This is a genomic window from Bacillus sp. RCC_6_1, from assembly GCF_041360755.1.
Classification (GTDB): Bacteria; Bacillota; Bacilli; order Bacillales; family Bacillaceae_G; genus Bacillus_A; species Bacillus_A cereus.
The window spans coordinates 485,925-499,036 of sequence record NZ_JBFUPV010000001.1 but is presented as its reverse complement, the minus strand read 5'-3'; the positions used below and the strand labels follow the sequence as shown (position 1 = coordinate 499,036).

The window sequence follows — 13,112 nt, the reverse complement described above, 5'->3', positions numbered from 1 at the left end:
ACCTTTGAACTTCAATAGTGAACGAGTAATCTAGTAATTATTGGCGGTATCAGCCGTTATCTGAACTTGAGCAATCTAGAAGGAGATACGTCTAGATTGGAACAAGGGTGGAACCACGAAAACACATTCGTCCCTTTCCTAGGGATGAGTGTGTTTTTTATGGTATAAGAGATTGAAAATTTAAAATAATTAAAAAATAGTATTGATTTTGTTTTTTATGCGAGTATAATGAGTTAACAAATAAACATGAACGAAAAAGTAACGATAAGGACACGAAATCATTTTTACGGTTTACAGAGAGGGAAGCCAAGGGTGTGAGCTTCCTAACACGAGAAATGATTTTACCACCTTTGAACTTCAATAGTGAACGAGTAATCTAGTAATTATTGGCGGTATCAGCCGTTATCTGAACTTGAGCAATCTAGGAGGAAATACGTCTAGATTGGAACAAGGGTGGAACCACGAAAACACATTCGTCCCTTTCCTAGGGATGGGTGTGTTTTTTTACTTTGAAAGGAGGTGCGGTAATATGAAACGATTTATAAGTACGGAAATAACCACCACCTGCATGACAAAAAAGCAGAGTAAGGTGATTTATAGATGTAACAATTAAACTTTTAGGAGGAGATTAGAAGATGAATAACGTTATAAATGTTGGGGTATTAGGTTTAGGTACGGTCGGAAGTGGTGTTGTTCATATTTTGAAAGAACATTATAAAAAAATCGCACTTGATACAGGATACGAAGTGAAAGTGAAAACAGTCGTTGTACGTGATTTGGAAAAAGAACGCGATGTTTGTATTGATGGAATTGCAGTAACAAGTCATGCAGATGAAGTTCTAAATGATTCAAATATTGATATTGTAGTAGAGGTAATGGGCGGAATTGAAGAAGCAAAACAGCATATTGTTAAGGCTTTACGAAATAAAAAACATGTCGTAACAGCAAATAAAGATTTAATGGCTGTATATGGTGCAGAGCTTCTTCAACTGGCGAACGATAATGATTGTGATTTATGTTACGAAGCGAGTGTAGCGGGCGGTATTCCAGTGTTAAGAGGACTAACTGATGGGTTAGCATCAGATCAAATTGAAAAAATAATGGGAATTGTAAATGGTACAACAAATTATATGTTAACAAAAATGAGTCAAAATGGATGGTCTTATGAAGAGGCTTTACAGGAAGCACAAAAATTAGGCTTTGCAGAATCGGATCCGACAGCAGATGTAGATGGACTAGATGCGGCGAGAAAAGTAGCAATTCTTGCAAACTTAGGTTTTTCGATGAATGTTTCATTAGATGATGTGCAAGTAAGAGGGATTCGAAAGGTCGAAAAAGAAGATTTACAAATGGCTGAAAAGTTAGGATTTACTATGAAGTTAATTGGTAAAGCTGAAAAACAAGGACCAGCCATTCATTTAAGTGTAGAACCGACGCTTTTACCGAGCCAGCATCCATTATCAAATGTGAATAATGAATTTAATGCGGTGTATGTCCATGGCCAAGCGGTAGGAGAAGTGATGTTTTATGGACCCGGAGCTGGGAAGTTACCGACTGGTTCTGCTGTAGTAAGTGATATTATTTCAATCGTTAAAAATATGAATCAAGTTCCGAAAAATAAAAGTGCGTTAAAAGAACCAGTTCCTTATGAATTACAAGGTGATGAAGAAGTAGTTTCGAAATATTTCTTACGCATTTCATTACAAGATGAGCCTGGGATGTTACAAAAAATAACAGAATGTTTCGTTAATTATTCTGTAAGTTTAAAAGAGGTTATTCAATTACCTTTAAACCGTGAACTGGCAGAAGTCGTTGTTGTGACACATCGAACTTCCAAGTATCAATTTGAACGAGTTTTAGAAGCGATAGAAGCTGTCGCAAGTGAAATAAACAGTTACTACATTATTGAGGAGGAAAAACAATATGTATAAAGGACTATTAAAACAATATGCGTCTTATTTACCGGTGAATGAAAATACACCTGATGTCAGCTTAATGGAAGGAAACACACCACTTATTCCATTATTAAATATATCAAAACAATTAGGGATTCAGCTATATGGTAAGTACGAAGGAGCGAATCCGACAGGTTCTTTTAAAGATCGTGGTATGGTCATGGCAGTTGCTAAGGCGAAAGAAGAAGGTTCAGAAGCAATCATTTGTGCATCAACAGGTAATACATCAGCGTCAGCTGCAGCATATGCAGCACGTCTTGGGATGAAATGCATTATCGTAATACCAGAAGGAAAGATTGCACATGGAAAATTAGCGCAAGCGGTCGCTTATGGAGCTGAAATTATTTCAATAGAAGGGAATTTCGATGATGCGCTTAAGGCTGTAAGAAATATTGCTGCAGAAGAGCCGATTACGTTAGTAAACTCAGTAAATCCTTATCGAATTGAAGGGCAAAAAACAGCAGCGTTTGAAATTTGTGACCAATTGCAAAATGCACCAGATGTTCTAGCTATCCCTGTTGGGAATGCAGGGAATATTACAGCGTATTGGAAAGGCTTCTGTGAATATGAGAAAGAAAAAGGTTATAAAAAGCCAAGAATTCATGGCTTTGAAGCGGAAGGAGCAGCTGCAATTGTAAAAGGGCATGTAATTGAAGAGCCTGAAACAATTGCAACAGCGATTCGCATCGGTAACCCAGCAAGTTGGTCGTATGCAGTAGAGGCTGCCGAGCAGTCTCGTGGTGAAATAGATATGGTATCAGATGAAGAAATTTTACATGCGTATAGGTTATTAGCAAAAACTGAAGGAGTTTTCGCTGAACCAGGATCAAATGCTTCATTAGCCGGCGTAATTAAACATGTTCAATCTGGGAAAATCAAAAAGGGAGAAACAGTTGTTGCGGTATTAACTGGAAATGGTTTGAAGGATCCTGATATCGCTATTTCTTCAAATCAACTAGACATCGCAAGTGTGTCAAATGATATAGAACAAATTAAAGATCATATTAAAGGGGTGATTATGTCGTGATACCATTTAGCGTTCGTGTCCCTGCTAGTACGGCGAATGTTGGTCCTGGATTTGATTCAGTTGGAATAGCTTTGTCATTGTATTTAGGTGTGGTGGTTAAAGAAAAAGCTGATAAATGGCAAGTAATCCATTCCTTTGCAGAATCAATTCCGACAGACGATAAAAATTTAATCGTTAGCACGGCATGTAAAGTATGTCCTTCTATATCACCCCATATAATAGAAGTTACTAGTAATATCCCATTAACGAGAGGGCTAGGAAGTAGTGCATCAGCGATTGTAGCTGGGATAGAGCTTGCGAATCAACTAGGCAATTTGAACTTAACTGCTGATCAAAAAGTTCAAATTGCTACAAATTTTGAAGGACATCCTGATAATGTTGCTGCTTCTATATTAGGTGGAACTGTAATTGGAGCACTTGATGGAAAGGATGTTTCCGTCGTAAGAATTGAGAGCAAGGAATTGGGTGTAATTTCTCTCATTCCGAATGCAGAATTAAATACAGATGAAAGTCGATCTGTATTACCAAAGATGTTTCCGTTTCATGAGGCAGTTAAAGCTAGTGCGATAAGTAACGTATTAGTAGCTGCATTATGTCAAAAGCGGTGGGAAGTTGTAGGTGAAATGATGGAGAGAGACCATTTTCACGAGCCATATCGTTTAGAACTCGTACCGTTATTACCATCTATTCGTAAATGCGCAAAAGAATTTGGTGCGTACGGCACAGCACTTAGCGGTGCGGGACCATCTATTTTTATATTAACACCATATGAGAAACGTCAAGAAATCGCTGAGCAATTAGCGAGAGTATTTACAGATATGAAAGTATGTGAGCTTGAAATCGACCATAAAGGTATTATTGTAAATAAGGAAGAGCATATTGGATCGTAAAGAAAGCTGGCATGGCTAGCTTTCTTTACGTTGCAAACCTATTTTAAATTAGGTTTTTTCGGAAAAATATAAAACAAATGTTGATTTTGAATAATGGAAGTAAAGAGTGCATTCATTTTGGAGGTGATTAAATGAATAAAGAGTCACCAGAAGAAAAAAGAGAGCGTATGAGACAAAGTGAATTAAAAAGTAATCCTACGGGTTCTTTACGTGACGGACTCAATAGAGCGGAAACGGGTAGTCCAGTTGATATAGCAGGCGGTATGAATTGGAAAGGTACAGGAATAATCATTTTAGTACTACTTTTAGGATACATTGTATACACTTATTTTTTCAGTTGAAGAATGCTTGTTAAAATTTTGATTTGTTTAGTTTCATAATTGTTGAGAAAAAATGCAGTTACTGTATTACATATCTTCTAAGCGAATTATAGTTGTTCATATCAACTTTTAATACTCCAAACAGAGCTAGCAAAATGCTAGCTCTATTATTTTTTGCCACATTCCTGTAACAAAGCATCTGTATATTCATTGGTGGAGGTGCAGAGGATGAAAAAAATGATAGCGATATGTCTTCTTACAACTATGTCGTTTTCGACTTTAGTCGGTTGTGACGTAAAAGGTAGTAATGCTGTACAAGAGTCTAAAATAAAGAAAGCGACGTATAAAGATTTTACTTATGATGTAAATCCAGAAACATTCACATTAACTGTAGAACATGAGGGGGTAAAGGAACAGGCATCACAACCCCTACCGAAAATGAAGGTATCGAATGTAAAAAAAGAAAAGGATCGTACATCGTGGGAATATCCAGATCAAAAAGTAAAAATAAAATTAGAAAAGAAAAAAGACCACTTAAACATTGAAGTGGAATCGACTGGTGCAGAAAGCTTTACATGGCCGAAAGTAGAAGCTGAAAATTATACACTTCCGTTATGGGAGGGTAAGCAAATTCCGAGCAATGATGAGAATTGGAAGAAGTTTTTAAAGGATGATGCATATTCATTTGCTGAATCATTTTCTATGAAGTTTTTCGCATTAAATGGTTCGAAATATTCAATTGTATATATTGCAACGAATATGTTTAATAATGAATTGAAATTTCATTCGGATCCGAAAATAGGATTTGATTTTACACATGAATTTCCGAGCATAAATAAAAATAAAACATATGGATTTCAATTATATGTGACAAATAATGATGCGGTAAGCATTGCTAAACTGTATAAGGATGATATTGTTCGAAAAGGTGAATTTAAAACATTACAAGAAAAGGCTAGAAAAAATAAAGAAATCGAAAAGTTATATGGAGCGGCGCATTTTTATTTTTGGAATCAAAATGGTTTATTAGAAAATAATATAAATTGGCCAAAACTAAGGGAGCAAATAAATAGCCCGCTGTTTAGTCATATAAAAGAACTTATTCAAAAGAATAGTTCCGAGCCTGGGGAACTGAATGTATTGGATCAAGTAAGTAAACAAGATTTCATTGATAAGTATCAAAAAAATGTTATTTTACGTTATATAAACGAAGTATTATCGATGAAGGAATTTTATAAAGAGGATATTTTTCAAAACGTTAATCAGGAAGCTAGTGTGCTATTAAAGAAAGGTGTAGGTCACTTAACGAATACAGAATTGTATAGCTTAAATAAGCATTTATTAAAGTCGCTACTTGGTGATGCGGTTGAAGAGGTAAGTAAATGGGGTAATGCAGATGGAACGGATATATTAAAGGAAATGAAAGAGGCAGGAATAGAAAAAGCGTGGATTGGTCTGCCGAACTGGGAACAAGGATTTATGCAACCTAATTTCGTGACAAAAGCTAAGGAAATGGGGTATTTAGTTGGTCCGTATGATTCGTATCATTCCATTCACGAAAAAAGTGATGAAAATTGGAACACAGCATCCTTTAATGACCCGTCATTATACGAAGAGGCTACTGTAACGAAGAAAAACGGAGAAAAGGTGCAAGGCTTTTTAGGAAGAGGTCGCAAGTTAAATCCGACTTTATCGCTGCCTAGTGTAAAGGAACGCATGAATGATATATTACAAAATGGTCCTAAATATAATTCATGGTTTATTGATTGTGATGCGACAGGTGAAATTTACGATGACTATTCAGCGAAACATATAACGACGCAAGAGCAAGATTTAAAAGCACGTTTAAAACGAATGGACTACATTGCGCAAGAAAAGGGTATGGTCGTTGGTTCTGAAGGCGGAAATGATTTTGCTAGTAGTACGATTGCATTTGCACACGGAATTGAAACACCTGTTATTAAATGGGACGATGAAGATATGCGGAAAAATAAAACAAGTCCGTATTATGTCGGTGGATATTGGTCACCAAATCAAAATGTGCCTGAAAAATATGCAAAACAAGTACCATTGAAAGAAGAATATAAACAAGTATATTTAAACCCAGTATATTCGGTACCATTATATAAATTAGTATACAATGATTCCGTTATTACAACGCATCATTGGGAATGGGGAAGTTTAAAGGTAAAAGATGAAGTTGGAAATCGAATGCTGTCTGAATTATTGTATAATGTTCCTCCGTTGTACCATTTAGATGAAGTAGAGTGGAATAAGCATAAAAAAGAAATTACAGAGCATCTAAAAGTTTGGAATGAAGTTCATGAAAAAGCAGTAAAAGAAGAGATGACGAATTTTGCGTATTTGTCAGAAGATAAGCTAGTACAATCTGTTTCTTATGGAAAAGATATTAAAATCATTGTGAACTTCTCAAATGAAGACATGGAAGTAGAAAAAACGAAAATAAAAGCAAAGTCGGCTTACATTGATAATCAGGGGAAGAAAAGTGTGTATACGCCGTTTGAGAAATAATAAAGTTAAATATACTGTATTCATAGAGATTTTATAATTAGCTGGATTCTTTATTCATATCGTTTGTTAGGAAAAAGACATTCTAATTTAAAATGAAAGAGTTAATAAATTTGTAAATCCGTATGTTGCGAAGTGTTAAATTTTTGAAATTGGTAAATAGTGACTTGCCAAAAATAAGTACGAGAGTATAATGTGAAATGGAATACGTATTGGGTTTAAGTAGTAACCTTACAAAATTGTAAGGTTAGTGAAAGGAAATTCAATATGAAGATAAATAGACTTACATTATACTTGGTAAAGAGAAAGAGAGGCGAATGGGTATGAGCTCTGAATTAGAACAAAATACGAGAAGTAATAAAAAGCGTTCTAAAAGAAAGTCAATAAAATGGTTCATATTAATTCCATTTTTCCTACTTATTTTTGGAGGAGTAGGATATGGTTCGTTTATATATAATAAAGCAAAAGCTGTTGTAAATGATGCGTATGCAAAAATTGATAAGTCATCAAAGCGTGATAAAGAAGTTGAACCTTTAAAGGATAATATTTCAATATTAATCATGGGTGTAGATGGAAGTGAAATGAGAAAAAGCCAATATGGCGAAGCAGTTCGAACAGATGCACTTTTATTAGCAACAATTAATAAAGATGATAAGTCTGTTAAGCTAGTAAGTATTCCACGTGATTCACGTGTTTACATTCCAACTAGAAAAAAATTAGATAAAATTACTCATGCTCACGTATTTGGTGGCGTAGAAAGCACACGTGATACGGTGGAAAGATTTTTAAATGTCCCTGTTGATTATTATGTGAAGTTTAACTTTGAATCATTCGTACAAATTGTCGATTCAATTGGTGGTATTGATATTGATGTACCAGTTACTTTCACTGAACAAGATAGTAAAGACCAAGCTGGTATGATCCATTTAGAAAAAGGTTACCAACATTTAAATGGAGAACAAGCACTTGCACTTGCAAGAACGCGTAAAATTGATAGTGACGCAATGCGTGGACAGAGACAGCAACTTGTAATAGAAGCAATTGCTAAAAAAGCGATGTCTGTTCAATCAATTAGCAAAATGGGCTCTTTACTGGATGCGGTTGATAAAAATATGAAAACGAACTTAACATTTGACGATATGCTGGCCATTACAAAAAATATGGCAGGATCTAATTTGGAAATGGAAAAAATGCAAATAGAAGGTACAGATAAACGTATCGGTGGTATTTATTATTACATTCCAAATGAAAAAAATGTAAAAGACATTTCCAAAAAATTAAATGATCATTTAGGTGTAACGCCAAAATCAGTCCGAAACGAATAATAAAAAAAGATTGGCTTTTGCCAATCTTTTTTTATGGGAATGTATTTGTAACTTTTCTGTAACGATTTTTTAGTTTAGAAAAATTATACTCATATGTATGAGTATAATGGATAGGTAAAAAAGTAAAAGGACATATTCAAAATTTGTGGTAAGGAAAGATATCATATGCAGAAATGGTTAAGCATGATGGGAATTATCTTTATATTGACTGGATGTAAAATGTCTGAGGCTCCAACAAGTCTAATGGAAGCTCCTACAAATGAAAAATGGATTAATGAATTAAAGGAACAAATTGATAAAGATTTACCTGTTAATTATCGCTTACTTACTCCAATGTCTAACAAAGATAAACAGATGATTTGGTCAATGAATTTTAAACAAGATAATAAGAAAGAAGCCATCTTATTTTATAAATTGCCGAATGAAGATCATAGCGTATATTTAGCCGTATATGAAGAAATCGGAAATGGCTGGAGAATAAAGTCCACACATAAATTTGATGGAGGAGATGTAGATATCGTTGAAGTCGGTGATTTTACAGGGAACGGGAAGAGAGAGTTGTTAATCGGAATCTCTGTAAATCGTGAATCGTTAGAACATGTTATGTATGTTTTTTCGGAAGAAAATGAAGAGATGAAGGAAATATATAATCGAAGTTATACGAAGTTATTCATAGAGGATCTAAATGAAAATGGACTGAAAGATATAAGCCTTGTTACATTTGAAAAAGATGAGAAGCTGACAGTTGAGTTCATGGAACAATTTAAGACTTTATCTGAAGTGTCATACGATCCATTTATAAATAGTATTCAAAGAATACAAATGGGTCGTATATCTAAATCACTAAAGGCGGTAGTAATTGATGCAGGAGTTGGCGCTCATTCAGGTATAACTTATGTAGCAAAATTTGATCAGGATCATTATGAAGTATTACCTATAGATGGGAAAGAAGATTTATTTAATGAATATGTTGTAGAAAGTAAAGATGTTAATGAAGACGGCATTATTGAATTTGTTCGTACTGTACGTCCAAAAGGTTGGGAGGATAAATCACATGGCGATAGTCCGCTTTTTGAACGTTACATACAGTGGAGTGAATCTGGAATTAAACCAATTGAAGAACGATATATAGATATAGAAAAAGGATATTATGTGAAAATTCCTAAAGAGTTAATAGGGAAAATTACAATACCAGATCAGCAAAAAGAATCAAATTCTCAAAAGTTTTTGGATACAAGAACAAATGAAATATGGCTTGAAGTTCATATTTTTAAGCGGAAAGAATGGTTCAATATAAAAGGCTACAGCGCAGCAATTAAAACAGCTTCTCACGTATATGCAGTACCGAAGCAATCGAAATTTGAAAAAGTGAAAGAATATATAAAACCGCTAGCGGATTATCAACAAGAGTAGGAGGTGGGAATTATGTCAAAAATTTTAGTTTTAGAAGATGAATTAACAATCCGTAGCTTTATTGTTTTAAATTTAAAACGTGCTGGATTTTATGTAATAGAAGCTACTACTGGAGAAGAAGCGTTACAGATTTTGAGTGAACAAACTGTTGATATAGCACTGCTGGATGTTATGTTACCGGGAATTGATGGTTTAGAAGTTTGTAAGGCTATCAGGAAAGAAAATGAAAAAATGGGTATTATTATGTTAACCGCACGTGTACAAGATGAAGATAAGGTGCAAGGACTAGGAATAGGGGCAGATGATTATATTGCAAAACCGTTTAGTCCAGTAGTATTAACTGCACGTATACAGTCTTTATTAAGAAGAATAGAAGTACATGAAGAAAAAACGAATATTGTTACGTCAGGTCCATTTTCGTTAAATATTATAGAAGAAAGATTGTATAAAGATGGACAATTAGTCGATTTAACACCTACAGAGTATATGATATTACAGTATTTAATGAATCAGGCTTCAAAGCCAGTTTCGCGTGATGAAATTTTAAATATGATTTGGGGAACCAATTACGTAGGTGAAACGAAAGTAGTAGATGTAAATATGAGACGGTTACGTCAAAAAATAGAATGTAATCCATCAGAACCTGAATTTATTCTTACGGTGTGGGGAAAAGGATATGTGTGGAAGGAAAGTATAAGATGAAACGGAAAGTGACTCTATATTTTATGACGGTCATTACACTTATGCTTGTATTATTTGAAGTTGTATTTTCAGTTTCAATTTATCGATACTATTATAATGGTATTGTGCAATATATAGAGTCTCATGCGAAAACGAGTACACGTTTTTTTTCAGAATACAATTCACTATACTTTATTCGATTACAAGAATATAGTGGTGACATAATTAGTAGCTTTCAATTAGAAGGAACAGAATTACAGTTAATTGATCGTCACGGCTCGGTTATACAATCTTCAAGTGGTGAAAAGGTAGAAGGTAAAGTGAATATTCCACAATCATTATTAGAAGGTGAAATGTATAATCAAGTTACTACGAAAGGTAATAAAAAACAACTAGAGGTGCTAAGCCCACTTATACATCAAGGACAAACTATTGGTGTTTTAAAATACACGACTGCTTTAACAAATGTAAATAAAAAGATTATTGAAATTATTACGTTTACTATTTCTGTAGGTATTGTTATTTCAGGAGTTGCCTTCTTAATTAGTAGACGTTTGGCAAATTCATTTGTTGAGCCAATTGAATCCATTATTCAAGCCTCTTCACAAATTGCAGAAGGCACATTAAAGCAAAAAATTAAAGAAGATTATCCTGGAGAATTAGGTGACTTGGCACATAGTTTAAATTATATGGCCTATAAAATAGATAAGGCTGAGCAGATGAAAAATGAATTCATTGCTTCTATTTCGCACGAAATACGAACGCCTTTAACAGGAATTAAAGGTTGGAGTGAGACGTTAAAAACAGTAGATCATTTAACAGAAGAAGAAATAAAGCAAGGTATGGGCATTATTTCAGGTGAGACAGATAGGTTGATTCATTTAGTAGAAGAATTGCTAGATTTTTCAAGATTACAATCAAATCATTTTAATTTATATAAACAAAAGGTGCAATTGTACGATATACTAGAGGAGACGATTTGGCAATTAACTCCTAAATCGGAAGAGAAGGAAATTCAATTTATTACTACTATAGACCGAATTGAATTGATGGGAGATCGAAATAGGCTAAAGCAAGTTTTCTTGAATATTGTTCAAAATGCAATTAAGTATTCACATGAAAAAAGCACAATACACATTGAAGCGACTAAAATAGAAGGACAAGCAGTGATTAAGGTAAGAGACGAAGGGATTGGAATTGCTAAAGAACATTTACCATATATTGAGCAATCATTTTACCAAATTAATAATCATGCTGCAGGTGCAGGTATTGGTTTAGCTATCGTTAAAAAAATGGTAGAGCTTCATGGCGGTGCGCTTAGTGTTACAAGCAAAGAAGGAATAGGAACAACAATTTTGATAAAACTCCCATTATAATACAAATAAAATCTATTTATATGGTGAAATAAAAATAAATAGATGTATAATTATATTGGGCGATTTATATATAAGATTAATAGGGAGAGGAATTCGATAGAATGGAAAAAGCTTTAAAAATTAAACAAATAGTAGTCGTTTTAATAGCGATTGCCGCAGTAGCTATTGGGTATTACATGTTTCAATCAATTACTTCACCAGCAAAAGCTGTTGCGAAACAAGAAAATGTAGTGCAGCTTGCAAGTGAACAGCCGAAAGTTGAAATGAATAAAACGGCACCAAGTCGTTTTAATGGAAAAGAAAGAAAAGTTGCTTATCTTACATTTGACGATGGGCCAGGGAAATATACGGCTGAATTATTAAATACGCTAAAACAACATGATGCGAAGGCGACGTTCTTTTTAATTGGAGCGAATGTAAAAGAATTTCCTGATTTAGTGAAACGTGAAAATGCTGAGGGTCATTATGTAGGCATGCATAGTATGACACATAATTTCGCAAAGTTATATAAAAATGGCGAGTATGTAAATGAGATGAAAGAAGATCAAGGTTTAATCGCTAATATTATTGGGAAATCACCTAAATTAACACGTCCTCCATATGGTTCGATGCCTGGATTAAATGAAGGTCTTCGAAATAAAGTGGTAGAAGGCGGATTTAAAGTATGGGATTGGACAATTGATTCATTAGATTGGAGATACAATAAAATGCCAGTTGATGCAGCTGCAGCACAAATTGCTCAAAATGTATTAACAAACGCAACAAAACCACAAGAAGTAATTTTAATGCATGATATTCACCCGCAATCAGTTGCTGCTGTGCCAGCAATTTTAAAAGGGCTAAAAGAAAAAGGTTATGAGTTCGAAGCTTATCATGAAGAAAGTCACTTCCCAGTGAACTTCTGGCATGATAACCGTATGTAATGGAGGAATGAACGTTGAAGTATGGAAAAGTAGCAGTAGTTGGAGCATTATCAGTAGGACTTTTAACAGGTTGTTTCGGTGAAAAGCCAGAAGAAAATCTATATACAGCTTTTGAAACAGCAGCAACACAAGAAAAATCTTTAGTGGATGAAGCAAAAAAATTAGAGCAGTTAGAGAAACAAGGGCAAGAATTATATGCTCAAATTTTGCAAGAAGGTAAAGATCATAATGAAGCAGTTGTGAAGAAAATAGAGCAAGCTACTGCAAATGTAGATGATCGTGAAAAAGTATTGAAAAGTGAGAAAGAAATGCTAGAAAAAGCACAGAAGGAAACGAAATCTGTTCAAAGTAATATAGAGAAGATTGAAGATAAGAAGTTACAAAAACAAGCAAAAGCAGTAGAAGAGTCGTATAAGAATCGTTATGATGCATTCCAAAAGATGAATGAAAATTACACGAAAGTGTTAGCGACTGAAAAAGAACTGTATGAAAAATTAAAAGTAAAAGAAACGAAATTAAAAGAAATCGGTGAAAAAGTTAAAACTGTTAATGAATTAAATGTGGAAGCACAAAAGTCGAAAGAGCAGTTTAACAAATTTACAAAAGAGTATAATGACAGTAAATTAGCATTCTACAAAGATGCAGAAATTAAGATTAAAGATCAGAAATAAAG

At 34.1% G+C, this 13,112-nt stretch carries 11 protein-coding genes and 1 other annotated feature; all 11 genes read left to right on the top strand.

Going from position 1 to position 13,112, the window contains the following annotated elements; all coding sequences use genetic code 11:
- Positions 1–252 precede the first annotated feature (252 nt).
- Positions 253–484 (top strand) — a binding site (T-box leader).
- 151 nt (positions 485–635) lie between these two features.
- The 11 genes from AB6801_RS02490 to AB6801_RS02440 all read left to right on the top strand — a co-directional run bounded on the left by AB6801_RS02490 (position 636) and on the right by AB6801_RS02440 (position 13,110).
- Positions 636–1,931 carry a homoserine dehydrogenase gene (locus tag AB6801_RS02490; RefSeq protein ID WP_001066899.1) on the top strand — a complete coding sequence of 432 codons (1,296 nt, stop codon included), beginning with the start codon at positions 636–638 and terminating at the stop codon, positions 1,929–1,931.
- Positions 1,924–2,982 carry a threonine synthase gene (thrC, locus tag AB6801_RS02485; protein WP_000276439.1) on the top strand — a complete coding sequence of 353 codons (1,059 nt, stop codon included), beginning with the start codon at positions 1,924–1,926 and terminating at the stop codon, positions 2,980–2,982. Before AB6801_RS02490 ends, thrC begins: the two co-directional genes overlap by 8 nt.
- Positions 2,979–3,872, top strand: coding sequence for a homoserine kinase (gene thrB, locus AB6801_RS02480; protein ID WP_097999032.1), 894 nt, complete (start codon positions 2,979–2,981; stop codon positions 3,870–3,872). Before thrC ends, thrB begins: the two co-directional genes overlap by 4 nt.
- 131 nt (positions 3,873–4,003) lie before the next feature.
- Positions 4,004–4,213, top strand: coding sequence for a DUF6366 family protein (locus tag AB6801_RS02475; protein ID WP_001031483.1), 210 nt, complete (start codon positions 4,004–4,006; stop codon positions 4,211–4,213).
- 207 nt (positions 4,214–4,420) lie between these two features.
- Positions 4,421–6,724: a glycoside hydrolase gene (locus AB6801_RS02470; RefSeq protein WP_097999033.1), complete on the top strand. Its 2,304-nt coding sequence runs from the start codon at positions 4,421–4,423 to the stop codon at positions 6,722–6,724.
- Positions 6,725–7,044: 320 nt separating this feature from the next.
- Positions 7,045–8,046: an LCP family protein gene (locus AB6801_RS02465; protein WP_001987131.1), complete on the top strand. Its 1,002-nt coding sequence runs from the start codon at positions 7,045–7,047 to the stop codon at positions 8,044–8,046.
- Positions 8,047–8,211: 165 nt separating this feature from the next.
- Entirely contained in the window at positions 8,212–9,459 is a 1,248-nt protein-coding gene (locus AB6801_RS02460) for a hypothetical protein (RefSeq protein ID WP_001174863.1), read from the top strand.
- 12 nt (positions 9,460–9,471) lie between these two features.
- Positions 9,472–10,161 (top strand): response regulator transcription factor, encoded by a 690-nt coding sequence (locus tag AB6801_RS02455; RefSeq protein ID WP_000036068.1) that lies wholly within the window; start codon positions 9,472–9,474, stop codon positions 10,159–10,161.
- Positions 10,158–11,516, top strand: coding sequence for a sensor histidine kinase (locus AB6801_RS02450; RefSeq protein WP_097999034.1), 1,359 nt, complete (start codon positions 10,158–10,160; stop codon positions 11,514–11,516). The genes AB6801_RS02455 and AB6801_RS02450 overlap by 4 nt, the downstream gene beginning before the upstream one ends.
- A 101-nt stretch (positions 11,517–11,617) precedes the next feature.
- Positions 11,618–12,439 (top strand): peptidoglycan-N-acetylglucosamine deacetylase, encoded by an 822-nt coding sequence (locus AB6801_RS02445; RefSeq protein ID WP_000409484.1) that lies wholly within the window; start codon positions 11,618–11,620, stop codon positions 12,437–12,439.
- A 14-nt stretch (positions 12,440–12,453) separates the two neighbouring features.
- On the top strand, positions 12,454–13,110 hold the full coding sequence (locus tag AB6801_RS02440; RefSeq protein WP_000873565.1) for a YkyA family protein: 657 nt from the start codon (positions 12,454–12,456) through the stop codon (positions 13,108–13,110).
- The last annotated feature ends 2 nt before the right edge of the window (positions 13,111–13,112 follow it).